A 24,659-nucleotide genomic window follows, 5' to 3' on the forward strand; every position below is an offset into this window, starting at 1 on the left:
CCTCATTGCTGGCGCAGCAAAGCGGCCAGGGCGCCGGGCGGCAGGTTGAGCGGCATGAAATTGGCGGGCGGGGTGAATTCATCCGCCGCCACCGGGCCGTAGCTCACCGAGGTGGCGGTGATGTCCGCGCCGCCATGCGCGTTCTGCCCGGCGAAGTGCAGGATCACCCCATCCGGCGTGATGCAGGCCCGGGCGGTGCCGTTCTTGTCCGTCACCTTGTAGTCCCGGCAGTCCAACCCGGCGTAATGCCCGGTGCCGATGGGGGTGAAGCTGGCGTTATCCGCCTGGTAGAGCTGGGTGGTGAGGCTGGAGAAATCCGGCGCCTGGACGATGGCGTGCAGGGCGGGCACCACCACCTGGGCCTGCCCCTGGGGCAGGTTGGCGAGAACGTAAAGGCCGGTGACGCTATCCAGCCGCGCTTGCTGGCTGGCCGCGGCATAGCTCAGCCGGTAGGTTTGCGGCGGCTGGCCTGGGCTCGCCACGCTGTAATCCACCGAGACATCGCGCGTCGGCAGAAAGGCTGGCGCGGCAGCGGCCAGGGCGGGAGTGAGGGCGGCCAGCATGGCCAGGGCGGGGAGAAGCGGGCGTTTCATGGAACCTCTTTTCGCATGGTCTCGAATTCACGCATCAGCGCCGCCGGGTCCGGCGCGGCGGGAAAGCGCGCCGGCTCTTCCAGCGCTTCCGCCAGCATGGTGTGGTAGGTGCCGCGCGGCACCTCCCGCGCGCCGAACCGGAGGAGATGGCCGGTGATGAATTGCGTGTCCAGCAGAGTATAGCCGCCCAGGCGCAGCCGCGCCACTAGATGCGCCAGCGCCACCTTGGAGGCGTCGGCGACGGTGGAGAACATGCTCTCGCCGAAAAACGCGCCGCCCAGCGCCACGCCGTACAGCCCGCCCACCAGCTCGCCCCCCAGCCAGCTTTCCACGCTATGGGCGAACCCCATCCGGTGCAGGTCGATGAAGAGCCGTTCGATCTCGCGGTTGATCCAGGTCTCCGGCCGGCCTTCCCGCGCGGCGGCGCAGCCGGTGATGGTGGCGGTGAAATCCTCATCCGCCGTCACGGTGAAGCGCCCGGCGCGCAGCGTGCGCATCAGGCGGCGGGGGATATGGAAGCCGTTGAGCGGCAGCACGCCGCGCATGTCCGGGTCCAGCCAGTGCAGCGTGCTGCTCTCGCGCGATTCCGCCATGGGAAACAGGCCCAGCCGGTAGGCGCGCAGAAGCAGATCCGGAGTGAGGATGAAAGGCCGCGCGGACATGGGCCAAGTTTCGCACCCAAGCACGGGCTTTGCCAAGCCGCTCTTAGGGCGCGCCAAAAGCCCCGGAGCATGGCTCCGGGGCTGGCACCTCCCTAAACTTGGCGCTTATTGTTAGCGGACGGTGGAGGACATGGCCCAGAAATGGCCATGAACCAGCCCGTCATCGTGGTCATTCTCCGCCGGCTGGCGGTCATAGGCGGGCTCTACCCGATGGCGCGTTGAGGAGGGCTGGGGCGCGCGGGAGCCGAAGCCGGCGTCACGCACGGCCGCGCCATTCCCGCCCAGGCCGTCAGGGGAGAAATTCGGGGTCGTCTGGATGCGCATGGTGACACTCCTATGGGAATAAAAACCGGGTCCTCCACGAGACGGCGGGGTTGGCATGGGGAGAAGGCCGCGCCGTGAAGGACTGAAGTGAAATTATTTACATCGCCCCCGATAATCCAGCGCGAAACCGCGAAGCCCGGCGAAATCTGTGGGTGACTTTACGGAAGATTTTTGCGATTTGTAAAACATGTCAAAAATCATGATCGGCAAGACCGTCCGGCGGCTGCGCATGGAACAGGGCTTCACCCAGCAAGGCTTCGCCCAGAAGCTGGGCATTTCAACGTCTTATCTCAATCTCGTCGAGCACGACCAGCGCAACGTCACCGCCTCCCTGCTGTTCAAGCTGACGGAGGCGCTCAAGGTCGATCTCGCCGCCCTGTCCGGCACGCAGGAGCGCGAGTTCGAGGTCTCGCTGCGGGAGGTGTTCTCCGACCCGCAACTGGCCCTGGACCCGGTGCCGGAAAGCGAGATCCAGTCCTTGGCCGCCGCGCCGGGCGCGGCGCGCGCGGTTCTGGCCCTGCACCGGGCGCTGGCGGCGGCGCGGGAGGAGGGCTCGGGCGGCATCACCCTGCCCTCGGGGCGGCGGATTCTCGGCCCCAACGAGGAGGTGCGGGATTTTTTCCACGCCCATGAAAACCATTTCCCCGCGCTGGAGACGGCGGCCGAGGAGATCGGCAGAACCCTGGACGTCGCCTCTTTCGGCTCCAGCCACGCCTTGGCCGAGCGTTTGCGCCGCCAGCACGGGCTGGTGGTGGCGGTGCGGCCCTTGCCGGGCGCGCTCAGGGTGTTCGACGCCGCCAACCGCCTCCTCACCCTCTCCGAGGATCTGCCGCGCGAGAGCCGCGGTTTCCAGATGGCCTTCCAGCTCGCCTTGCTGGAGGCGCGCGCCCCGGTGGAGGCCATCGTCAAGCGCGCCGAGCCCACCACCCAGGATGCCGGGGAATTGCTGCGCATCGGCCTGCTCAATTACATCGCCGCGGCGCTGATGATGCCCTACGAGCCCTATCTCAACGCCGCGCGCGAGCTGCGCTACGATGTGGAGGCGCTGGCGGCGCGCTTCGGCGTCTCCTATGAGCAAGCCTGCCAGCGCCTCTCCTCCATGCAGCGGCCGGGGGCGCGGGGCCTGCCCTTCTTCTTTCTCCGTGTCGATCCGGCGGGCAATGTCAGCAAGCGTTTCTCCGCCGCCGGCTTCCCCTTCATGCGCTATGGCGGCACCTGCCCGCGCTGGGTGCCCCATGCCGCCTTCGCCACGCCAGGGCTCATCCGCGTGCAGGTGGCCCAGCTTTCCGCCACCGAGACCTTTCTCTGCTTCGCCCGCGCCATCACCGGCCGCCCGGCCCGCTGGGGCGAGCCCGCGCCCGTCCATGTCATCGCCATGGGCTGCGACGTCTCCCACGCCCGCGAGATCGTCTATGGCGACGGGCTGGACCTGGAGCGCGCGGCGGTCGGCATCGGCCTTTCCTGCCGCCTGTGCGAGCGCCAGGAATGCCGCTCTCGCGCCTTCCCGCCCATCGCCCACCGGCTGGCGGTGAGCCCGGAGACCACCAATGCCAGCCCCTATAAATTCAAAACCCTGCCGGGAGAGAGGCGCTGATGCCCCGCCAGCGCGCGGATCAGGCGCTGGTGGCGCGCGGCCTGGCCGAATCCCGCGCCAAGGCGCAGGCGCTCATCATGGCCGGGCTGGTCTATTCCGGCACGGCGCGGGTGGCCAAGGCGGGCCAGCCGGTGGCGGAAGACGCGCCGCTGACGGTGAAGGGCCAGGAGCACCCCTGGGTCTCGCGCGGCGGCCTCAAGCTGGCCCACGGCCTCGCCCATTTCGGCCTCGACCCCGCCGGGCGGGTGGCGCTGGATATCGGCGCCTCCACTGGCGGCTTTACCGATGTGCTGCTGAGCCACGGCGCGGCGCGGGTCTATGCGGTGGATGTCGGCCATGGTCAGCTGGCCTGGAAGCTGCGCGCCGACCCGCGCGTGGCGGTGCTGGAAAAGACCAATGCCCGCCATCTCACCCCGGAGCTGATCCCGGAGCCCATCGGCGCGCTGGTATGCGATGCCAGCTTCATCGGCCTGCGCACGGTGCTGCCCGCCGGGCTCGTGCTCTGCGCGCCGGGAGCCTTCGCGCTGGCGCTGATCAAGCCGCAATTCGAGGCCGGGCCGGAGCAGGTGGGCAGGGGCGGGGTGGTGCGCGACGCGGCGGTGCATGAGCAGGTCTGCGCGCGCATCGCGGATTGGTTCGCGGCCCAGCCCGGCTGGGAGGTGCTGGGCCTCACGCCGAGTCCCATCAAGGGCCCGGAGGGAAATGTCGAGTTTCTGATCGGGGCGCGGCGCTTGCCCTTAGCGGCTTCCGGGGTTTAACCCGGGCGCCACGCGGGGCCGCGGTTCAGCCTATGCCGCCCGCGCGCAGCACCCGTTTCAGCCCCTCCAGCACGTCTGGGCGCGCCCGGTGCTGCGGGTCGTGCCCCACCCCGGGCAGCGCCGTCACCTCCAGCCGCATGCGGCCATTGCCCACCAGCAGCCCGGCGCTGGCGCGCCAGCCATAATCGTCATCCTGGCCGAACAGCGCCGCCACCGGGCAGCCCACCTCCGCCACCTGCGCCGCCATCGACCATTGGGCGGCGGCTTCCTCGGCCCAGGGGTTGTACCAGGCCCAGAACATCGCATCGGTCTTGTCGCCATGGTGGCGCATCAGTTTTTCGCGCAGCCCGCGATGCTCGAAGGCGTCCCGCGCCCCGGCCATCGCCCGGATCATCGGCAAATCCACCGCCACGGTGGGCGAGCAGGCGCACACGCACCGCACCGTCTCCGGATGGGCGGCGGCGGCGAGAACGGCCATGGCCCCGCCATCGCTATGGCCGAACATCACCGCCTCGCCAATGCCGAAATGGGCCAGCACCTCGCCCAGCACCGGGCCGGATTCCTCCATGCGGTAGGAGCGTTCGCGCTGTCCGGTGAACGCCTCCGAGCCGCCATAGCCCCAGCGGTCATAGGAGAGCACGGCCAGCCCGGTCGTGGCGGCGATGCTCTCGGGCAGGTCCTTCCAGGTGCTGGTGCAATCCAGCCCGCCATGCATCATCACCACCACCGGCGCGCCGCCCTCCACGCGCCCCCACGTAAAGGCGGCGAGCTGGTGCCCGCCCGCCATGATCATATGCCGGTCCATTTTCCCCTCCCAGGTCGCTTGTCTTTACGCCGCGGCCTTGATCGCCGCGGCCTTCACCTCGTCATCCACATGCTCGGCGAAGGTCTCGAAATTCTCGATGAACCGCCCCACCAGCCCCCTGGCCGCCTCGTCATAGGCCGCCTTGTCGGGCCAGGCGGCGCGGGGGTCCAGCACCTCGTCCGGCACGCCGCTCACCCGGGTGGGGATGGCGAGGCCGAAGAACGGGTCGGTGCGGTACTCCGCCTTGTCCAGCTCGCCGGAGAAGGCGGCGCGCAGCAGCGCCCTGGTATGGGTGATGGACATGCGCCGCCCCACCCCATAGGCGCCGCCGGTCCAGCCGGTATTCACCAGCCAGCAATTGGCGCCATGCTCGCGGATGAGCTTTTGCAGCAGCTTGCCGTAAACCTGCGGGTGGCGGGGCAGAAAGGGCGAGCCGAAGCAGGTGGAGAAGGTCGCCTGCGGCTCGCTGCCCAGCCCCTTCTCCGTCCCCGCCACGCGGGCGGTATAGCCGGAGAGGAAATGGTACATCGCCTGCGCCGGGGTCAGGCGCGCGATGGGGGGCAGCACGCCGAAGGCGTCGGCGGTGAGCATGACGATGTTGCGCGGCTGCCCGCCCCGGCCGGAAAGCTCGACATTGGGGATGTATTCGACCGGGTAGCAGGCGCGGGTGTTCTCGGTATAGGTGCCGTCGGAGAGGTCGAGCACGCCGCGCGGGTCCGCCACCACGTTCTCCAGCACCGTGCCGAAGCGGTGGGTCGCCGCCCAGATCTCCGGCTCGTTCGCCTCGCTGAGGTCGATGACCTTGGCGTAGCAGCCGCCCTCGAAATTGAACACGCTCTCCGCGCCCCAGCCATGCTCGTCATCGCCGATGAGCCGCCGCGCCGGGTCGGAGGAGAGGGTGGTCTTGCCGGTGCCGGAGAGGCCGAAGAACAGGGCGGTATCCCCCGCCTGGCCGATATTGGCCGAGCAATGCATGGGCAGCACGTTCTCGGGCGGCAGCAGCCAGTTCATCACGGTGAAGATGGATTTCTTGATCTCGCCCGCATATTCCGTGCCGGCGATGACGATCAGCTTTTCCGCGAAGGAGAGGGCGATGGCGGTGCTCGACCTCACCCCGTCGATCTGCGGATCGGCCTCGAAATCCGGCGCGTGGAGAATGACGTAATCCGGCTCGAACCCGGCGAGATCCTCCTCCGCCGGGCGGATGAACATGTTGCGCGCGAAGAGGGCGTGCCACGCCCCGGTGGTGACCAGCCGCACCCGGATGCGGTGGGCGGGCTCCGCCCCGGCATATAGATCCTGGGTGAACAATTCCCGCCCTTGCAGATAGGCCTGCACCCGCGTCTTCAGGGTCTGGAATTTCTCGCGCGGCAGTTTCTGGTTGACCTTGCCCCACCATATCTCGGCCGTGGTCTCCGGCTCGTCGGCCACGAATTTATCCGCGACCGAGCGGCCGGTATGCACGCCGGTGCGGACGATGAGCGCGCCATCCGCGGAGAGCCGGCCCTCCTCCCGGCGCAGGGCGTGCTTCACCAGGGCCGGGGCGGAGAGATTGGCGTGCAAGGCGGCGGCGAGGCGCACCCCCGTCCCCTTGAGCGGAGCGGCGTCGCGGAGCGCGGGTTTTTCGGTCATTGGCGGGGCGAGTCCTCTTCTATCACGTCGATATGAAACATTAATACGCACCGGCTGGGGGGTCTTTCAATCGCCGCGCGCGCCGCTTGGGCCAAATTCTCGCCGGGCTCTTGATTTGCCGCCATAATCCGGTCACTCCCTGGCGGCACAAGGCCACGAACCGCGTGAAGGACTGGGTCCGCCCCGATGAAACAGACGATCGCCCTGGTCGATGACGACCGCAACATTCTCACCTCGGTGCAGATGACGCTGGAGGCTGAGGGGTTCGCCGTCCGCACCTATACGGATGGCGAATCCGCCCTGCAGGGGCTGCTCGCCAAGCCCGCCGATCTCGCGGTGCTGGACATCAAGATGCCGCGCATGGACGGGATGGAGCTGCTGCAGAAGCTGAGGGCGCGCTCCGCCATGCCGGTGATCTTCCTCACCTCCAAGGATGACGAGCTGGACGAGCTGATGGGCCTGCGCCTCGGCGCGGACGACTATATCACCAAGCCTTTCAGCCAGCGCCTTTTGCTGGAGCGCATCCGGGCGCTGCTGCGCCGCAATGAGGCCAGCCGGGCCGAGGCCTCGGGCGCCGCTCCGGCCGCCGTGCTCACCCGGGGGGATCTGACGCTGGACGAGACCCGGCATCAATGCCTCTGGAAGGGCAAGGACATCCAGCTCACCGTCACCGAGTTCCTGCTGGTGAAGGCGCTGGCCCAGCGCCCGGGGATGGTGAAATCGCGCGACCAGCTCATCGACGCCGCCTATGGCGAGAACGTCTATGTGGACGACCGCACCATAGACAGCCACGTCAAGCGCCTGCGCAAGAAATTCCGCAATGTGGATAGCGAGTTCGACCAGATCGAGACCCTCTACGGCATCGGCTACCGCTATAAGGACGCCTGAATCTGGCCCGTAAACCGCGCCTGTCGCGCCTGCTGCGCGACATTCTCCTCGTCAACCTGCTGCCGCTGGTGCTGATCTTCGCCGCCCTGCTCTATCTGGACCAGTACCAGCAGGGGCTGGTGGCGGCGGAGGTGTCGGCCCTGCGCGAGCAGGCGCGGATCTATGCCGGCGCCATCGCGGAGACGGCGGTGCAGGAGAATAACGGCCAGCCCTCGCTGGATGCCGATCTGGCGCAGCCCTTGCTCTATTCCCTCACCGAGCCCACCCCCAACGCCCAGGCGATGATCTACGGCCAGGATGGCGAGCTCATCGCCAATTCACGCGTCCATCCCGGCCCGGGCGGGGCCATCGTCACCCAGCCTTTGGCGGCCCCGCCCAGCCCCGGCCTGTTCCCGCGCATCGTCAGCTTCATCTACGACCACCTCTTCGGCTCGGTGGTCGGCAGAAGCCAGCCCGCCCCGGCCGGCTCAGGGGCGGGGGAGGGGCCGGACACGCTGGGCTGGCAACCCGATGCCCGCACCGTCCTCCAGCTCACCTCCACCCCGCAAAGCGGCCAGGAAATCCCGCCTCTGATCCGCCGCGACCCCCATGGCGTGCTGCTCATCACCGTGGCGGAGCCGATCCAGCGGGGCCAGCAGGTGCTCGGCACGGTGCTGCTGACGCGCGAGGCCTCGGAGGTGGACGCGGCGGTGCTGGCGGTGCGCGTCTCCATCCTCATCCTCTTCGCCCTTGCCCTGGCCCTCACCGTCATCGTCTCCTTCTACCTCGCCCGCACCATCGCCAGCCCGCTCTCGCGCCTGGCGGCGGCGGCGGAGCGCATGCGCGCCGGCCGGGCGGGGGCGCAGGCCCTGCCCGCCGCCATCACCGGCCGCAATGACGAGATCGGCACCCTCGCCCGCACGCTGGAGGGCACCGCCCAGGCGCTCTGGTCGCGCATGGACGCGATCGAGAAATTCGCCGCCGATGTCGCGCATGAGATCAAGAACCCGCTTTCCTCCATCCGCTCGGCGGTCGAGACCCTCTCGCGGGTGGAGGATCCGGCCCGCGCCTCGCGCCTGCTCGCCATCGTCACCCAGGACGTCGCCCGGCTGGACCGGCTGATCACCGACATCTCGGATAGTTCGCGGCTCGATTCGGAGCTGTCCCGCAGCCGCTACGAGGTCGTGGACATGGCGCGGATGCTGGCCACCCTGGCCGAGATCCACGACGCGACCCGCAAGGAGGGCGGCCCCTTTGTGGTTGTGGAGGCCCCCGCCTCCGGCCTGCTGGTGCGCGGCTCGGAGACGCGGCTGGTGCAGGTGCTGCGCAACCTCATCGGCAACGCCATCTCCTTCAGCCCGCCGGGCGGCAGGATCACCCTGCGCGGGCGGGAGACGGGCGGCGTCATCGAGCTCGCGGTGGAGGATGAGGGGCCGGGCATTCCCGAGGCCAAGCTCGAGTCCATCTTCGACCGTTTTTATTCCGAGCGGCCGGAGAGCGAGCAATTCGGCAGCCATTCCGGCCTCGGCCTCTCCATCTCGCGCCAGATCGTCGAGGCGCATCAGGGCCGGATCTCGGCCGAGAACCGCCGGGACGAGGCGGGGCGCGTCATCGGCGCCCGTTTCGTCATCCGCCTGCCCAAAGCCGGAGACTGAACTTCCATGCTCACCGTCATCGACCACCCGCTGGTGCAACACAAGCTGACCCTGCTGCGCAAGAAGGAGACCACCACCGGCGGATTCCGCCGCCTGGCGCGCGAGATTTCGCTGCTCCTCGCCTATGAGGTGCTGCGCGACCTGCCGCTGGAGCCGGTGATGATCGAAACCCCGATGGAGGAGATGGAGGCGGTGCAGGTGCAGGGCAAGAAGCTCTGCTTCGTCTCCATCCTGCGCGCCGGGGCGGGGATTCTCGACGGCATGCTCGACCTCGTGCCCGCGGCGCGGGTCGGGCATATCGGCATGTACCGCGACCCGGTGACGCATGAGCCGGTGGAATATTACTTCAAGGTGCCGGAGGCGCTGGAGGAGCGGCTCTGCGTGGTCGTGGACCCAATGCTCGCCACTGGCCATTCCGCCGCCGCCGCCGTCACCCGGCTCAAGCAGGCGGGGGCGAGGCAGATCAAATTCGTCTGCCTGCTGGCCGCGCCGGAAGGGGTGGCCGCCTTCAACGCCGCGCATCCGGACGTGCCGGTCTTCACCGCCGCGCTCGACCGCCAGCTGGATGAGAACGCCTATATCCTGCCCGGCCTCGGCGATGCGGGAGACCGGCTCTTCGGCACCAAATGAGCCGCGAACCGGCGACCCCCGCCGCCTCGCCGCCCATGCGCAAGGCGGATATCCCCGCCTTCCTGCGCGCCATCGCCGCCGGCAACGAGACCCCGCGCACCGAGCTGGATTACGCCACGCCGTTTCAGCTGCTCGTCGCCGTGGTGCTCTCGGCCCAGACCACGGACCGGGCGGTGAACAAGGTCACCCCCGCCCTCTTCGCGGCGGCGCCGGACGCCAGGGCGATGGCGGCTTTGGGCGCGGAGGGCATCGGCGCGCTGATCAAGAGCATCGGCCTCTGGCAGGCCAAGGCGCGCAACGTGGCGGCGCTCTCCCGCCTGCTGGTGGAGCGCCATGGCGGCGAGGTGCCGGATAGCCGCGCCGCGCTGGAGGCGCTGCCCGGTGTCGGCCGCAAGACGGCAAATGTGGTGCTGAACGAGATTTTCGGCCAGGCCACCATGGCGGTGGACACTCATATCTTCCGCCTCGGCAACCGCACCGGCATCGCCCCCGGCCCCACCCCGCGCGCGGTGGAGGAGGCGCTGCTCCGCCGCATCCCCCGGGACATGCTCAAGCCCGCCCATCTCTGGCTCATTCTGCATGGCCGCTATGTCTGCAAGGCGCGCCAGCCGGAATGCTGGCGCTGCCCCGGGGCGGCATGGTGCACCTATCCGGGCAAAACCGCCGCGCCGGCGCTCACAAAGGCGCGCTCTCGCCCACATCCAGCGTGAAGAACGCCTCCGGCGCCAGCCCCGCCCGCTCCCGCGCCTGGGCCAGCTCCCGCTCCGGCGCGTCGATCGCCTCCTGGGTGAGCTGAAACGTGCCGAAATGCATGCCGATGGCCCGCCCGGCGTGCAGATCCTGGAAGGCCCGCACCGCCTCGGCGGGGTCGGTATGCACGGTGGCCATCACCTCGCGCGGCTGATACGCGCCGATGGGCAGCAAGGCGAGATCTGGCGCGCCCAGCCGGTGGCGGATCTCGCTGAAGAATTTCGTGTAACCCGTGTCGCCTGCGTAATAAATCCTGCGGCCATGCCAGTTGAGCATGAACCCGGCCCAGAGCGTCTCGTTGCGGTCCCACAGCGTGCGCGCCGAGAAATGCCGGGCCGGGGTAGCGGTGACATGGGCGCCATGCAGGGTCACGCTCTCCCACCAATCCAGCTCCACCGCGCCGGCCAGGCCCTGGCGGGTGAGAAACCCGGCATTGCCCAGGGTGGTGATGAGCCGGGCCGCCGGGAAGCGCTGGCGCAGCCGTTTGAGCGAGGGCAAATCCATATGGTCGTAATGATTATGGGAGAGCAGGATGAGATCGACCGGCGGCAGCGCCGCGATGGCGAGTCCCGGCGCGCGTACCCGCGCCGGCCCCGCGAAGCGCACCGGCGAGCAGCGCTCGGAAAAAATCGGGTCGGTGAGCACGTTGAGCCCGCCGAGGCGGAGCAGAAACGTGTTATGGCCGATCCAGGTGACCGAGGGGCGGGCCGGGTCGGGCGGCGGGTAGGGGCGGTTTTCCACCCGGGCGGGCCAGCGCGCCCAGGCGGAGCGCCCGGACCGCCGCTCCCTTAGCATTTTCAGCATCCGCATCAGCCCGCCACGCGGGCTCATCTCCGGGTGGCGGGGCGGTTCGGGGTTGAAGAAGCGTTTGCCGTCGCAATGATCGGAGACAGGATAAGCCATAGGCGGGATATGGGAGCGGCGAAACCGTGCCAAAGGCCCGGCAGGGGAGTCTTGATACAAGGGAGTCTTGTATAGGTGCGGGATGAACAGATATGTAATCTCGGCATAATGATGAGACGAAATTTCGATGGCTGAGACGAGAAAAACCCGGGTGTTGATCATCGGCGCGGGCCCGGCGGGCTACACCGCGGCCATCTATGCCGCCCGGGCCAATCTCGCCCCGGTGCTCATCGCCGGGCTGCAACCGGGCGGCCAGCTCACCATCACCACGGATGTCGAGAATTATCCCGGTTTCGCCGCTCCCATCCAGGGTCCCTGGCTGATGGAGCAGATGGCCAAACAGGCCGAGCATGTCGGCACCGAGATCATCTACGATCTGGTCACGGGCGTGGATTTCTCCGCCCGGCCCTTCAAGGCCCGCACGGATGGCGGGCTGGTTTTCGCGGCGGAGAGCGTCATCATCGCCACCGGCGCGCAGGCGCGCTGGCTCGGCCTGCCCTCGGAGCGCAAATTCATGGGCGCCGGCGTCTCGGCCTGCGCCACTTGCGACGGGTTTTTCTTCCGCGGCAAGGAGGTGGCGGTGATCGGCGGCGGCAACACGGCGGTGGAGGAGGCGCTCTACCTCACCCATCATGCCCGCCACGTCACCCTCATTCACCGGCGGGATACGCTGCGCGCCGAGCGCATCCTCCAGCAGCGCCTGTTCGAGAATCCAAAAATCTCGATCGTCTGGGATCACACGGTCGAGGATATTCTGGGCGGCGGCACGCCGGAGGCGGTCACCGGGCTGCGCCTCAAGCACACCGTCACCGGCGAGACGCGGGACATGGCGGCGCAGGGCGTGTTCATCGCCATCGGCCATTCTCCCAGCACCGCCCTCTTCACCGGCCAGCTGCAAATGGACGCGGAGGGCTATGTCGTCACCCGGCCGGGGACGACCGAAACCTCCGTGCCGGGCGTCTTCGCCGCCGGCGACGTGCAGGACAAGGTTTTCCGCCAGGCCGTCACCGCCGCGGGCACGGGCTGCATGGCCGCGCTCGAGGCGGAAAAATTCCTCGATCATCTTCCCCTGCACGTCAACGAGGCTGCATAAATCATGGCCGGACAAAAAATGGATTGGGACAAGCTTCGGGTCTTCCACGCGGTGGCCGAGGCGGGCAGCTTCACCCATGCGGGGGATGTGCTCAATCTCAGCCAATCCGCCGTCTCGCGGCAGATCTCCGCGCTGGAGGAGGCGCTTGGCGTGCCGCTCTTCCACCGCCACGCGCGCGGGCTGATCCTCACCGAGCAGGGCGAGACGCTCTACCGCACGGTGCGCGACGTTTTCGCCAAGCTGGCGATGACCGAGGCGATGCTCGCCGAAAGCAAGGAAAAACCCGCCGGCCGCCTCAAGGTGACCACCACCCATAGTTTCGGCGTGGTCTGGCTGGCGCCCCGGCTGAAAACCTTCCTCAACCAATATCCCGAGGTTTCAATCTCGCTGCTGTTGGACGATACCGATCTCGACCTCGCGATGCGTGAGGCGGATGTCGCCATCCGCATGCATCCGCCCCGCCAGCCCGATCTCGTGCAGCGCCACCTCGCGGAGATCCGCATGCAGATCTGGGCCTCGGAGGAGTATGCGCAGGCTCATGGCCTGCCGCAGACGCCGGATGATCTGGACAATCACAAGCTCATCCTCTTCGGCGACCGCAAGCCGCCAGTGCCGGATGTCAACTGGCTGGGCGAGCTCGGCCGCAAGGATGGCACGGCGCGGCGGGGCATGCTGGAGGTGAACTCCCTCCAGGCGATGCTGACCTGCATCCGCAGCGGCCTGGGCATCGGCACGGTGCCCGATTACCTGCTCACCGACACGGCCGGGCTGGTCCCGGTGCTGCCCGATGTCAAAAAACCCACGGTGGATATGTATTTCGTCTACCCGGAAGAGTTGCGAAACTCCAAACGCATCTCCGTCTTCCGTGACTTTTTGGTGAATTCCATTGCTGAACGCAACGGGATAAGGCCATGAAATGGCTGATTTCCTCGATTTTTTCCGGCCTCTGGAACAAAGAGTTACAGAAAATCAACTACATTAAGATTTTAACACTTAAAAAATCCGGGGATGTGTCCTATATACAACATATCCGGTTCGAGAGAACTGGATGGGACTTCGGTCCCACGTCTCCCAGACGTGAAGCCTCCCTGTTGACTTGACCCGCTGGCCATGGGCTGGCGGGTCTTTTTTTGCCGGGTCCGGGCTTCCGGCGCCGGGCGATATCCGTTAGAGCGTTCTCATTCCCTTCGGTTCATGGAAACGCTCTGACGATGATCTGGACCAGCAACTTTCTCTATCAAATGAGTCCATTTGATGGGATGCCGCTCCAGCCATGTCCCCGCCCGCCACGTTGACGCCGAGAAGATCATTTGCGCTCGCTCGATCAATTCGCCCAAGCCAAGCTCGCCCGCCTGGAGGCCGGCAGCCTGCGCCGCCAGTTGGTGGAAACAACGCGGGGTGAGGGGGCGTGGGTGGAGCGGAACGGCCAGCGCCTGCTCTCTTTCTCCTGCAACGATTATCTCAACCTCTCCCGGCATCCCGCCGTCATCGCTGCGGCGCTGGAGGCGACGCGCCGGCATGGCGTCGGCGCGGGGGCCTCGCGGCTCATCACCGGCAATCATCCGCTGCTGGCGGAGCTGGAGGCGCGGCTGGCCCGGCTCAAGGGCAGCGCGGCGTGCTGCCTGTTCGGCTCCGGTTATCTCGCCAATGCCGGGCTCATCCCGGCGCTGATGGGGGAGGGCGATCTCATTCTCCTGGATGAGCTCGCCCATTCCTGCCTATGGGCCGGCGCGCGCCTCTCCGGCGCGCGGGTGGAGGTCTTCCGCCATAACGACGTGGCGCAGGCCGCCTCCCTGCTGGCGGCGCGGCGCCCGCCGCGGGGCCGGGCGATGATCGCCACGGATGGCGTGTTCTCCATGGATGGCGATCTCGCTCCCCTCGACGCCCTGGCCGATGTGGCGGAGGCGCATGAAGCCTGGCTGCTCTCGGACGACGCCCATGGCATCGGCGTGCTCAATGACGGGCATGGCACGGCCCATCCCCGCGTCCCCCTGCAAATGGGCACGCTCTCCAAGGCGGTGGGCGGCTATGGCGGTTATGTCTGCGCCTCCGCCCCGGTGGTCGAGCTGTTGCGCAACCGGGCGCGCAGTTTCGTCTATTCCACCGGCCTGCCGCCGGGTGTGGCCGCCGCCGCCATCGCCGCGCTGGATGTCATCGAGCGCGACCCGGCCTATGCCGCCCTGCCGCTGGCCAAGGCGCGCGCCTTCACCGTGGCGGCGGGGCTGCCCCTGGCGCAAAGCCCCATCGTGCCGCTGGTGCTGGGCGAGGCCGCGGCGGCGCTCGCCGCCTCGCGCGCTCTGGAGGCGGAGGGCTTTCTCGTCACCGCCATCCGTCCGCCCACCGTGCCGCCGGGCACGGCCCGGCTGCGCTTCGCCTTCTCGGCCTTGCAGCCAGATGAGGAGATCGCGCGCCTCGCCGCCCTGGTCCGGCGCCTGCCGGCTCAGCCGTAAACCTTCAAATAGCCCGCGACCATCTCCGCCAGGCTGGGCGGCGGGGCGATGCCGGCGGCCAGCCGCTCCCACAGCCCCTCCTCCGTCGCGGCGCGGCGCATCGCCTCCGCCAGGGCGCGGGCATCCCCGAGGGGAAAGAGCAGCCCGTCCCCGCCATCGGTGACGCGCTCAGCCAGCCCGCCCACATCGGAGGCGATGACCGGCCTGCCGCAAGCCCAGGCCTCGGAGAGAACCAGGCAGAAAATTTCCCACCAGAGGGAGGGCACCACCACCCAATCCACCCGCGCCATCCGCGCCGCCACCTGGCCCGGATGGTAGCCGCCATTGAAGCGCACCCGCCGCTCGGCGGGGGGCAGCTCCGCCTCCCCGGCCTGGAATTGCTCGATCCGCGCCCGGATCTCGGGCGAGGCGAAGTGGATGTTCTCGCCATTCACCTCCACCGAGAAATCGGTGAACCCCTCGGCGCGCAGCAGCGCAACCGCCTCCAGCAGAACGGACAACCCCTTCACGTCGATGAGTTGCCCAAAGAAACCGAAGCGGTTGCGCCTGGCCGGGGCGGCGGGTTGCGCCTTGAGCGAGGGCAGGCGCAACCCGTTGGGCACATGCGTGATCTTCTCCGCCGGCAGCCCCCATTTTTCATAGGTGGCGGCCATGAACCGCCCCGGCACGGTGAAGCGGTCCACCGCCGCGAGATGGGATTTCATCCATTGCGCGCGCAGGAAAAAATGCTCGGGCGGGTGCTGGGGCAGGCATTGATGGCAGCGCACCGGCGTGGCCCTCTCGCACAGCGCGCCATCGGGCGGGCGCACCATATGGCCCTGGGCCGCGCAGACGACGAGGAACTCATGGGCCGTGAAAACGATGCGCGCCGCGGGGCAGACCCGCCGCGCCAGCGAGAGATAATCGATGCCATAGGTCATGAAATGGTGGAAATGCACCACATCGGGCCGGATGCGCTCCAGGAATTCGGCGAAGGCCTGGGCCTGGAGCGGCAAGGGCAGTTTCTGCCAGACGTAATCGTAATCATGGGAGAGAAAAAGGAACTCGTTCTCCCGCCCGTCGAAGCCGGTGATGCGCGCGCCGCTCTTGAACAGGGCCGGGCTGTTATGGTCGGCCGAGCAGAGCAGCACCGGCTCCACCCCCGGCGTCTCCCGCAACCCCTGGAACAATTCATGGGCCACTTGCTGGGAGCCGCCGCGCACCAGCTCCGGATGGTACATGGCGATGATGAGGACCTTCACGCCGCCGCCTCGCTCAAGGCGGGGTGGGCGGCTTGCGGCCCCAGCAGCCCGGCGCGCAGCGTCTGCAGCCAGCTTTGGGTGAACAGCCAGCGGTTGACCGCCGCGGCGCCCTCATGCACCGGCAGGCGCGCGCCGCCCTTGCCCTCCAGATGCCAGAGATGCAGGTCGTGCAGCCAGGCGGGCCGGCCGGCCTCCAGGCTGCGCAGGCAGAGATCGGCATCCTCGTAATGTCCGAAAACATAGCTCTCGGAGAAGCCCTCCAGCCTCTCGAACCAGCCGCGCGCGGCCGAGATGAAGGCGCCGCTCACCGCCGGCACCGGGCGCGGGCGCAACAGCGCGGCGTCATCCGGCGGCGCGCCCTTGCCGTAATGCTCGACGCGCAGCAGGGTGACATCCTCGCCCTGGCCGAGCATGAAGCCGGGGGCGGTATCGGCCTCGAAATACATGCCCGCATGCATCAGCGAGCCGTCATCGTAATAGAGCGCCGCGCCGAACAGATCCGTTCGCGCCGCCGGCCCCGCCGCGGCCAAAGCGAGATGGCGGCGGGCGAAATCCGGCTCCTTGGGGAAGACGTCCGGATTGACGAAGACGAGGCGGGAGGCGCGCGCCTGGGCCGCGCCGAGATTATTGGCGGCGGCGAAGCCGGCATTGGCGCCGAGCAGGATCAGCGTGATGTCCAGCCCATGCGCGCGATGGGCGATGGCGGCGTCCTTGAGCAGTGTCTCCGCCAGGCTTGCGCTGTTACAGACATAGACATATTCATACTCCTCCGCCCCCGGCTGGCGGGCGAAGAGCGCCTGTTGCAGCCGCAGATATTCCGGCCGCCCATAGAGGCAGACGATGATCGAGGCGAGCGGCCGCCGCCCCGGCTGGTGGAAACGCTCGATGAAGGGGGCGCTCACCGCCCGGCGGGTCAGCATGGCGCTGAACTCCACCAGCTGCGGGCCGATGGCGGCGGCGATGACGGCGGGGGCGTTGAAATAGGCGGGGCCGGGATAATGGGCGGTGGCGAGCTGCTGGAAGGCGAGGAAGCGCAATTCCAGATCCTCCACCGTCTCGATGGCGACGATCAGGCTGAGTTCCGCCCCGGATTTCATCCGCATCACCACGTTGCACTTGCCGGCCCCCAGATGCTGCCCGGCATGGATGAACCCCCAGAAGCCGAGCGCGTGGGGCAGGTGCGGCTTCACCACCTCCTCGGCGTCCGGGCGGCGGGTGCGGGCGAGCGCGGCGGCGGAGAAGGCGGTGGACCAGCCCGGCACGTAGAGTTCCAGCGCGTCGAGCCGGTCCAGCGCGTCATGCACCCAGCCGGTGACGTAGAGCCCGCCGGAGGGGGAGAGCTTGATCGCGTCCACCGCGCCCTGGGGCGGGTGTGGCGCTTCCTCGGCCTGGCCGGGCCGGGCGGTGATGAGGATCTTGTCGCGGGGCAGGCCGGCCGGCGCGGCGGCCAGACGCCCCTCCGCCTTGCCGTAAAGCTCGTAATGCTCGCGCCCGGAGCGGAATTTGCCCTCCGCCACCGCGATCAGCACATCCGGGTTGAGGCGCAGATAGGTCTGCTCGTCGAAAGCGCCCTCGGGCGCGGCCAGGGGCTGCACCCGCGCCGGGCCCGCCTTGGCCGATTTCGCCGGGGCCCGCAATGCCGGTCAGCCCTTGTCCCGGGGGCGTTTGACCTCGTTGAGGAAGCCGCCTAGCTCCCCCGCCTGGGTGAAGGTGAAGGAGCAGGGCAGAATGCTGCCGCGCTCGATGGGGAAGAGAAGGCCGCCAAGCACGAGGTGGAGACCATCCGGGGACAAGGTGACCGTCTTGCCGGCGGGGATGGTGAGATGGTCGAGCGGCTTGCCGTCCTTGTCCACCAGCGTGGTCGTGCCCGCGGCGGGGCAGTTCCAGCCGGTCAGCGTGTCATCGGTGGGGCCATCGTTATGGATTTGCAGGAACCCCTCCGTCACGCTCTGCTTGGTGTTGGCCTGCCAGACCGAGCCATGATCGAGCCGGAGATTCATCGCCGGCACCAGCGAGCCGGCGGCGGCGGGCAGGGTGGCGGCGACGAGCGCGGCCGCGGCCAGGAGCAGGTCACGGAGCTTCATGCGAGGCATTCAAATTTTTCCATTCGCCAGGATGACGGTTCTTTTGCCGCGAATTCATACCATTCCGCAACCAGCGGATGCGCCCGCACCGCCGCGCAATATTCCCGGCTGGCGGCGGAGAGCGGCGGCGCGTAGGTGAGCAGCCGCGCCACCACCGGCGCGTACATGGCATCCGCCGCGTTGAACGCCGCGCCGAACAGAAACGGCCCGCCGGCGCCGAACCCGGCCCGCGTCTCCGTCCAGATCTCCTCGATGCGGGCGAGATCGGCGAGGCTCTCCGGCGTCTGGCCGAGACCGGCGTAATCCGGGCGGCCGAGATTCATCGGCATCGCCTGGCGCAGCCCCCGGAACCCGGCATGCATCTCGGCGGCGATGGACCGCGCCCAGGCCTTGGCCGGGCGGGAGGCGGGCCAGAGGGCGGGGTTGAGATCCGCGCAATATTCGGCGATGGCGAGGCTCTCCCACACCCGCGCCCCCTCATGCTCCAGATAGGGCACCAGACCGCTGGGCGAGACGGACTTTGCCTCGCCCAAGGGGCGGAATAACGTCTCGGCGGCGAGCCCGGCGAGGCGCACGAGCAGCCAGCCGCGCATCGACCACGAGGAATAGCGGGCGGTGCCGAGATAAAGCCGTGCCGTCATGCGGTGCCTCCTGCCCCTGTCTATAGCGCGTCTATAGCGCGGCGGGCGGCGCGCGTGATAGGGCGGGCGGCATGAATCCGCGGGTGACCGAATGGGCGGGGCTCGCCCTCGACCGCAAGCTGGTGATGGGAATCCTCAACGTCACGCCGGATTCCTTCTCCGATGGCGGCGCGCATGACAGCCTGGAGGCCGCCATCGCCGCCGGGCGGCGCATGCTGGCGGCGGGGGCCGACATCATCGACATTGGCGGGGAGAGCACCCGCCCCGGCGCCGCGCCGGTGACGCCGGAGGCGGAGATGGCGCGGGTGCTGCCGGTGGTGCGGGCGCTGGCGCGGGCGGGCGCGGTGATCTCGCTCGACACCCGCCACGCCGCCACCATGGCGGCGGGGCTGGAGGCCGGGGCGCGGATCGTCAACGACATTTCCGCCCTCCGCCACGACCCGGATGCGGCGAGGGTGGTGGCGCGGGCGGGCTGCCCGGTGGTGCTGATGCATATGCGCGGCACCCCGGCGACGATGAACGCCCAGGCGGTCTATGCGGAGGTGGCGGCGGAGGTGATCGCCGAATTGCGGGCGGCGCGGGACGCGGCGCTGGCGGCGGGGGTGGAGGCGCGCCAGATCTGCCTCGACCCCGGCATCGGCTTCGCCAAGCAGGGCGGGCAGAACCTGGAATTGCTGCGCGCCACCCCCCGCCTGGCCGCGCTCGGGCACCCGCTGCTCATCGGCCTCTCCCGTAAGCGCTTTCTGGGCGGCGTCTCCGGCCAGGACGAGGCGGCGCGGCGCGACCCGGAGAGCCTCGCCGCCGGACTCTATGCCCTGGAACGCGGCGCGCATATACTGCGCGTGCACGATGTGGCGGGCACCTGCCAGGCCCTGCGCGTCTGGCGCCGGCTGAATGAGAGAGATGATGGATAGCACACCGAAGCGCCGCCTGTTCGGCACCGATGGGATTCGCGGCACCGCCAACCAGGCGCCGATGACGCCGGAAATGGCGCTCAAGCTCGGCCAGGCGGCGGGGCTGATGTTCCGGCGCGGCCAGCACCGCCACCGCGTGATCATCGGCAAGGATACGCGGCTCTCCGGCTATATGCTGGAGCCGGCGCTGACGGCGGGGTTCATCTCGGCGGGGATGAACGTGACCCTGGCCGGGCCGCTGCCCACCCCGGCCATCGCCATGCTCACCCGCTCCCTGCGGCTCGATCTCGGGGTGATGATCTCCGCCTCCCACAACCCGTTCGAGGATAACGGCATCAAGCTGTTCGGCCCGGACGGGGCCAAGCTCTCCGACGAGGCGGAGGCGCAGATCGAGGCGCTGATGGACCAGGATCTCGCGGCGCGGCTGGCGGCCCCCGCGCAGCTGGGCCGCGCCGCCCGGCTGGTGGACGCCGCCGGGCGCTATATCGAGGCGGCGAAATTCTGCCTGCCGCGCGGGCTGCGGCTGGATGGGCTGCGCATCGTGGTGGATTGCGCCCATGGCGCCGCCTACAAGGTCGCCCCCGCCGCCTTGTTCGAGCTGGGGGCGGAGGTGATTCCCCTCGGCGTCAACCCGGACGGGTTCAACATCAACCGCGATTCCGGCTCCACCGCGCCGCAGGCGCTCTCCGCCGCCGTGCTGGAGCATGGGGCGGATCTCGGCATCGCCCTGGATGGCGACGCCGACCGGGTGATCCTCGCCGATGAGCGGGGCGAGATCATCGATGGCGACCAGATTCTCGGGCTGATCGCCCGCGACATGGCCGCCTGCGGCCATTTGCGGGGCGGCGGCATCGCCGCCACGGTGATGAGCAATCTCGGGCTGGAGCGGTTTCTCGCCGGGCTCGGCCTGAGCCTCGTCCGCACCAAGGTGGGGGACCGCTACGTGGCGGAGGCGATGCGCGCCCATGGCCTCAATCTCGGCGGCGAGCAATCCGGCCATGTCATCCTCTCCGATTTCGCCACCACCGGGGATGGGCTGGTGGCGGCGCTGCAAGTGCTCTCCGTGCTGGTGCGCTCCCGCAAGCGGGCCTCGGAGGCGTGCCGCGTCTTCACCCCGCTGCCGCAGCTTTTGCGCAATGTCCGTTACCGGGGCGTCTCGCCGCTCGGCCTGCCGCATATCCAGGGGGCGATCGCCACCGCCACCGCCCGGCTGGGCGGGGGCGGGCGGGTGCTGATCCGCGCCTCCGGCACCGAGCCGCTGATCCGGGTGATGGCCGAGGGCGAGGACCCGGCGCTGATCGGCGAGATCGTCACCGGGCTATGCGCCGAGATCGCCGCCGCCACGGCGGCGGCGGAATGATCGCGCGCGTTCTCACCATCGCGGGCTCCGATAGCAGCGGCGGCGCGGGGATCGAGGCCGATCTCAAGACGATCACCGCCCTGGGCGGCTATGGCTGCACCGCCATCACCGCGCTCACCGCCCAGAACACGCTGGGGGTGGAGGCGGTGCATGCGGTGCCGCCGGATTTCGTGGCGCGCTGCATCCGCGCCGTGGTCGGCGATATCGGCGTGGACGCCGTCAAGCTCGGCATGCTGGCCAATGAGGGGATCATCCGCGCCGCCGCCGCCGAGCTGCCGGCGGGCGTGCCGGTGGTGCTGGACCCGGTGATGGTCGCGACCTCCGGCGCGGTGCTGCTGGCGGAAGGGGCGGCGCGGGCGCTGGCGGAGCTTCTGCTTCCCCGCGCCACGCTCATCACCCCCAACCTGCCCGAGGCCGCCAAGCTCACCGGCCTGCCGGTGGAGAGCGAGGCGCAGCGCCTCGCCGCCGGGCAGCGGCTGTTGGAGATGGGGGCGCGGGCCGTCCTGCTGAAGGGCGGGCATGGCGAGGGGCCGGATCTCACGGATTTGCTGATCACCCCGGCGGGGGTGACGCGCCTCACTTTGCCGCGCATCGCCACCCGCCATACCCATGGCACGGGCTGCACCATGGCCTCCGCCATCGCCACCCTGCTGGCGCAGGGGATGGCGCTGGAGCCGGCGCTGCGCCGCGCCCGCGCCTATTTGCAAGCCGCCATCGCCACCGCCCCCGGGCTGGGCGCGGGGCACGGGCCGGTGAACCATCTGGCCTGGGCCGGGAGGCTAGATTGAAATTGCTCGCTAAAACACTCTAAACGCTGGCGCTCAGGGCCGCGCGCAGATCGGTCTTCAGGATTTTGCCGTAGCCGTTCTTGGGCAGCTCGGGCAGGAAGAGGTAGCGCTTGGGCCGCTTGAAGGCGGCGATGCGCTCCCGGCACCAGGCGCTGAGCTCCGCCTCCGCCGCGCTGCGCCCCGGGGCGAGGACGACGCAGGCCACCACCTGCTCGCCCCATTCCGGTTCCGGCTCGCCGATCACCGCCACCTCGAACACCGCGGGGTGGAGCAACAGCGCCTCCTCCACCTCGCGCGGGTAGATATTGGTGCCGCCGGAGATGATGACATCCTTGGAACGGTCGGTGAGGTAGAGAAACCCGTCCTCGTCGATATGGCCGAGATCGCCGGTATGCAGCCAGCCGCCGCGCAGGGTCTCGGCGGTCGCCTCCGGCTTGCGCCAGTAGCCGGACATGACCGAGGGGCCGCGCACGCAGATCTCGCCGGTCTCGCCCGGGGGGAGCGGCGCGTCATCCGGCCCCAGCACCGCGAGGGTGACGCAACCCGCCGCGTAGCCCACCGAGTTGCGGCGGGCGCGCCAGTCTGGATGGGTCTGGTCCGCGACGAGGGCGCGGGGCAGGACGGAGATGGTCATCGGGCTTTCGCCCTGGCCATAGACCTGGACGAAGCGGGGGCCGAACTGGGCGAGCGCCTCGTCGATATCGTTGGCGTACATCGGCCCGCCGCCATAGACGATGGTGCGGATGCCCTCCCCGGCGAAGCCCGCGCCGCGCGCCGCGGCGATGAGGCGCTTGACCATGGTGGGCGCGGCGAAGAAGACGAGCCGGCCGGGATGGGCGGCGAGGGCGATGATCTCGCCGCTATCGAACCCGCGCGAGGCGGGGATGAGATGCGCCCCGCCGGCGCGGATTTGCGGCAGCATGTAGAGCCCCGCCCCGTGCGACATCGGCGCGGCGTAGAGCATGTGGCTGTCCATGGCGGGCTGCTCGATGTCCAGCGCGTAGCACAAGGCCATCTGGCGGAGGTTGTCGTGGCTGATCATCACCCCCTTGGGGCGGCCGGTGGTGCCGGAGGTATAGAACAGCCAGGCGGTGTCGGTATCCGCCGCCGGGCAGGGCGGCGCGATGGGCGCCGCCGCCGCCGGGCGGGAGCCGAGCGCCTCCTCCGCCAGCCCGGCGCGGCCGGGAAACGAATCGCCGTGATCGGTGAGGACGAGCCGCGCCCCGGCATCGCCGATGATCCATTCCGCCTCGCCGGGGTGGAGCTTGTGGTTGATGGGCACCACCGTCGCCCCCAGCCACCAGCAGGCATGGATCGCCGCGATGTAATCGGGCGCGTTTTTGGCGAAGATGGCGACCCGCTCGCCCGGAGCGATGCCATGGCGCTCGCGCAGATGGCGGGCGCGGCCGCAGACGGAGGCGAGCAGGCCCGCGTAATCCTCGAGCAGGCTGGGTCCGTCGAAAATCGCCGGGGCGGCCGGCCAGGCCCGCGCCGATTGGTAGAGCCAGTGCGCGATGTTCATTTCTCTATTCCCCCCGTTCCGCCCGTCCGGAGCGTAGCGGCAAAATCCGCGCGGTAAAAGGCGGCGGACGCATGGCGGCGTGGCCGCCGCTTTGCTAGGGGAGGGGTGTGGGCGATTCCATCGGCTTCGTGTTCGGCTTGCCAGGGCAGGGGATGCATCTGCATCTCGACGCCCTCTCCTTGCTGTTTCTCTGCCTGCTGCTGCCGCAGACCGTGGCGGCGGCGCTGGCGGGGATGCGCGGCTCGCTCAGCTTCTGGGTGTTCGTGCTGGGCATGGCGCTGACGCTGCTGGCGGGCGATGCCTTCAGCCTGATCTTCGGCTTCGAGCTGATGAGCGCCGCCTCCTGGCTGCTGGTGCTGCGCGGGGACCGCCAGCCCGCCACGCTCTATATCGGCATCGCGGTCTTCGCCGCCGCCTGTCTCATCCCGGCGGTGTTTCTGCCGCCCTCGTCTCTCGCCTTCGTGCTGGTGGCGCTGGGGGCGGGAGCCAAGGCGGGGCTCGCCCCCTTGCATAGCTGGCTGCCGCGCGCGCATCCGGCGCCGCCCGCCGGGGTCTCGGCGTTGATGTCGGGGGGCATGGTCAAGGTCGCGCTCTACGTGCTCATCCGCTACGCCTTCATCCTCCTCGCGCCGGCGGCGCAGCCCTGGTGGGGGGGCGCGCTGGCGGCGGCGGGGGCGCTCTCGGTGCTCATCGGCGCGCTGCGGGCGATGGTCGAGGTGGAGCTGAAAACCGTGCTGGCCTGCTCAACCGTCGAGCATGCCGGGCTGATCGCCGTGGGGCTGGGGCTCGGCCTCTATGGCAAAACCACGGGCGATGCCGCCCTGGCCGGGCTGGGCTTGCAGGCCGCGCTGCTCTGCGCCGTGGCCCATGCCCTGTTCAAGCCGCTGCTCCTCATTGGCGCGGGGGAGGTGAAGCACGCGGTGGGCACCACCAGCCTCAACTGGCTGGGCGGGCTGATGCGGGGCATGCCGCGCCTGGGCGGGCTGATGCTGCTGGGGGCGATGGGCATGGCAGCACTTCCGCTCGGCCCCGGTTTCGCCCCGGAATTTCTGCTCCTTCATGCCGTGATCGGCGCTGCGGCCACCGGCGGGATTCTCGCGCGTATCGGTTTTACCGCGGCTCTGGCCGCTTTGGGGCTGGGGGCGGCGCTGGCGCTGGGGGCGGCCGTGCGGCTCATCGGCATCGGCTTTCTCGGCCGGCCGCGCAGCCTGCATGCGGCGGCGGCGGAGGATGCGCGGCGTGGCCCCTTCATCGCCATGGCGCTGCTGGGGGCGCTGTGTGTGCCGGTGGCGCTGCTGCCCGGGCTGCTGCTGGGGGTGATGACCCCGGTGATCCGGCTGCTGGCCCCGGATGCGGATGCGCCGCCGCTCACCTACGCGCCGCTGAGCCTGCT

At 69.3% G+C, this 24,659-nt stretch carries 24 protein-coding genes; 13 read left to right on the forward strand and 11 right to left on the reverse strand.

From position 1 onward, the window contains the following. Positions 1–2: 2 nt before the first annotated feature. The 3 genes from M7H45_RS04175 to M7H45_RS04185 form a co-directional block, all read right to left on the reverse strand. Complete coding sequence (locus M7H45_RS04175) at positions 3–593, reverse strand: hypothetical protein (protein ID WP_298214992.1); 591 nt, start codon at positions 591–593, stop codon at positions 3–5. Then, positions 590–1,255, reverse strand: coding sequence for a leucyl/phenylalanyl-tRNA--protein transferase (aat, locus tag M7H45_RS04180; protein WP_298214993.1), 666 nt, complete (start codon positions 1,253–1,255; stop codon positions 590–592). The genes M7H45_RS04175 and aat overlap by 4 nt, the downstream gene beginning before the upstream one ends. Positions 1,256–1,366: 111 nt before the next feature. Then, a complete protein-coding gene (locus M7H45_RS04185) occupies positions 1,367–1,579 on the reverse strand; it encodes a hypothetical protein (RefSeq protein WP_298214994.1) in 213 nt (70 codons plus the stop codon). Positions 1,580–1,766: 187 nt separating this feature from the next. On the opposite strand from M7H45_RS04185, the gene M7H45_RS04190 reads away from it, so the two are divergent. Further along, positions 1,767–3,173, forward strand: a complete 1,407-nt coding sequence (locus M7H45_RS04190; protein ID WP_298214995.1) for a short-chain fatty acyl-CoA regulator family protein — start codon at positions 1,767–1,769, stop codon at positions 3,171–3,173. Beyond that, complete coding sequence (locus M7H45_RS04195; RefSeq protein WP_298214996.1) at positions 3,173–3,931, forward strand: TlyA family RNA methyltransferase; 759 nt, start codon at positions 3,173–3,175, stop codon at positions 3,929–3,931. Before M7H45_RS04190 ends, M7H45_RS04195 begins: the two co-directional genes overlap by 1 nt. A gap of 25 nt (positions 3,932–3,956) precedes the next feature. Here the strand turns inward: M7H45_RS04195 and M7H45_RS04200 are convergent, their stop codons facing one another. Beyond that, the gene (locus M7H45_RS04200; RefSeq protein WP_298214997.1) at positions 3,957–4,736 is read right to left on the reverse strand and encodes an alpha/beta fold hydrolase; all 780 of its coding nucleotides are present in this window, start codon (positions 4,734–4,736) and stop codon (positions 3,957–3,959) included. A gap of 24 nt (positions 4,737–4,760) precedes the next feature. Next, a complete protein-coding gene (locus M7H45_RS04205) occupies positions 4,761–6,368 on the reverse strand; it encodes a phosphoenolpyruvate carboxykinase (protein ID WP_298214998.1) in 1,608 nt (535 codons plus the stop codon). 186 nt (positions 6,369–6,554) lie between these two features. Between M7H45_RS04205 and M7H45_RS04210 the strand changes: the two genes are divergently transcribed. The 4 genes from M7H45_RS04210 to nth are packed head-to-tail and all read left to right on the forward strand — an operon-like array spanning position 6,555 to position 10,230. Then, positions 6,555–7,256 (forward strand): response regulator transcription factor, encoded by a 702-nt coding sequence (locus M7H45_RS04210; protein WP_298214999.1) that lies wholly within the window; start codon positions 6,555–6,557, stop codon positions 7,254–7,256. Positions 7,257–7,285: 29 nt separating this feature from the next. Further along, positions 7,286–8,890 carry an ATP-binding protein gene (locus M7H45_RS04215; protein WP_408832454.1) on the forward strand — a complete coding sequence of 535 codons (1,605 nt, stop codon included), beginning with the start codon at positions 7,286–7,288 and terminating at the stop codon, positions 8,888–8,890. 6 nt (positions 8,891–8,896) lie between these two features. Then, a complete protein-coding gene (gene upp / locus M7H45_RS04220; protein ID WP_298215000.1) occupies positions 8,897–9,520 on the forward strand; it encodes a uracil phosphoribosyltransferase in 624 nt (207 codons plus the stop codon). Next, the gene (gene nth, locus M7H45_RS04225) at positions 9,517–10,230 is read left to right on the forward strand and encodes an endonuclease III (protein ID WP_298215001.1); all 714 of its coding nucleotides are present in this window, start codon (positions 9,517–9,519) and stop codon (positions 10,228–10,230) included. The genes upp and nth overlap by 4 nt, the downstream gene beginning before the upstream one ends. On the opposite strand, the gene M7H45_RS04230 is transcribed toward nth, so the two are convergent. Beyond that, a complete protein-coding gene (locus M7H45_RS04230) occupies positions 10,196–11,173 on the reverse strand; it encodes an MBL fold metallo-hydrolase (RefSeq protein ID WP_298215002.1) in 978 nt (325 codons plus the stop codon). The two genes, nth and M7H45_RS04230, sit on opposite strands and share 35 nt — an antisense overlap. A gap of 127 nt (positions 11,174–11,300) precedes the next feature. Between M7H45_RS04230 and trxB the strand changes: the two genes are divergently transcribed. From trxB to M7H45_RS04245, 3 genes are all read left to right on the forward strand, one after another. Beyond that, entirely contained in the window at positions 11,301–12,266 is a 966-nt protein-coding gene (gene trxB / locus M7H45_RS04235) for a thioredoxin-disulfide reductase (RefSeq protein WP_298215003.1), read from the forward strand. Positions 12,267–12,284: 18 nt separating this feature from the next. Next, positions 12,285–13,181, forward strand: a complete 897-nt coding sequence (locus M7H45_RS04240) for a LysR family transcriptional regulator (RefSeq protein ID WP_298215016.1) — start codon at positions 12,285–12,287, stop codon at positions 13,179–13,181. 395 nt (positions 13,182–13,576) lie between these two features. Then, the gene (locus M7H45_RS04245; protein WP_298215004.1) at positions 13,577–14,716 is read left to right on the forward strand and encodes an aminotransferase class I/II-fold pyridoxal phosphate-dependent enzyme; all 1,140 of its coding nucleotides are present in this window, start codon (positions 13,577–13,579) and stop codon (positions 14,714–14,716) included. Here M7H45_RS04245 and M7H45_RS04250 read toward each other — a convergent pair. From M7H45_RS04250 to M7H45_RS04265, 4 genes are read right to left on the reverse strand one after another with little or no spacing between them, the layout of a single operon-like run. Then, entirely contained in the window at positions 14,707–15,957 is a 1,251-nt protein-coding gene (locus M7H45_RS04250; RefSeq protein ID WP_298215005.1) for a glycosyltransferase family 4 protein, read from the reverse strand. The two genes, M7H45_RS04245 and M7H45_RS04250, sit on opposite strands and share 10 nt — an antisense overlap. Continuing rightward, complete coding sequence (locus tag M7H45_RS04255) at positions 15,954–17,594, reverse strand: hypothetical protein (RefSeq protein WP_298215006.1); 1,641 nt, start codon at positions 17,592–17,594, stop codon at positions 15,954–15,956. Before M7H45_RS04255 ends, M7H45_RS04250 begins: the two co-directional genes overlap by 4 nt. A gap of 6 nt (positions 17,595–17,600) precedes the next feature. After that, positions 17,601–18,041: a copper chaperone PCu(A)C gene (locus M7H45_RS04260; protein ID WP_298215007.1), complete on the reverse strand. Its 441-nt coding sequence runs from the start codon at positions 18,039–18,041 to the stop codon at positions 17,601–17,603. Then, the gene (locus M7H45_RS04265; protein WP_298215008.1) at positions 18,038–18,682 is read right to left on the reverse strand and encodes a glutathione S-transferase; all 645 of its coding nucleotides are present in this window, start codon (positions 18,680–18,682) and stop codon (positions 18,038–18,040) included. Before M7H45_RS04265 ends, M7H45_RS04260 begins: the two co-directional genes overlap by 4 nt. A 71-nt stretch (positions 18,683–18,753) precedes the next feature. On the opposite strand from M7H45_RS04265, the gene folP reads away from it, so the two are divergent. Genes folP through thiD form a run of 3 tightly spaced genes read left to right on the forward strand, consistent with a single transcriptional unit; the run spans position 18,754 to position 21,744 of the window. Next, positions 18,754–19,596 carry a dihydropteroate synthase gene (gene folP, locus M7H45_RS04270; RefSeq protein WP_298215009.1) on the forward strand — a complete coding sequence of 281 codons (843 nt, stop codon included), beginning with the start codon at positions 18,754–18,756 and terminating at the stop codon, positions 19,594–19,596. Beyond that, the gene (gene glmM / locus M7H45_RS04275) at positions 19,589–20,956 is read left to right on the forward strand and encodes a phosphoglucosamine mutase (RefSeq protein WP_298215010.1); all 1,368 of its coding nucleotides are present in this window, start codon (positions 19,589–19,591) and stop codon (positions 20,954–20,956) included. Before folP ends, glmM begins: the two co-directional genes overlap by 8 nt. Further along, on the forward strand, positions 20,953–21,744 hold the full coding sequence (gene thiD / locus M7H45_RS04280) for a bifunctional hydroxymethylpyrimidine kinase/phosphomethylpyrimidine kinase (protein WP_298215011.1): 792 nt from the start codon (positions 20,953–20,955) through the stop codon (positions 21,742–21,744). Before glmM ends, thiD begins: the two co-directional genes overlap by 4 nt. A 19-nt stretch (positions 21,745–21,763) precedes the next feature. Here the strand turns inward: thiD and M7H45_RS04285 are convergent, their stop codons facing one another. Continuing rightward, complete coding sequence (locus M7H45_RS04285; RefSeq protein WP_298215012.1) at positions 21,764–23,266, reverse strand: class I adenylate-forming enzyme family protein; 1,503 nt, start codon at positions 23,264–23,266, stop codon at positions 21,764–21,766. Positions 23,267–23,373: 107 nt separating this feature from the next. On the opposite strand from M7H45_RS04285, the gene M7H45_RS04290 reads away from it, so the two are divergent. Continuing rightward, the coding region (locus M7H45_RS04290; protein ID WP_298215013.1) for a proton-conducting transporter membrane subunit at positions 23,374–24,659 on the forward strand (1,286 nt) is incomplete at its 3' end.

Origin of the sequence: Acidocella sp. (assembly GCF_027352905.1) — a bacterium.
GTDB lineage: Bacteria > Pseudomonadota > Alphaproteobacteria > Acetobacterales > Acetobacteraceae > Acidocella.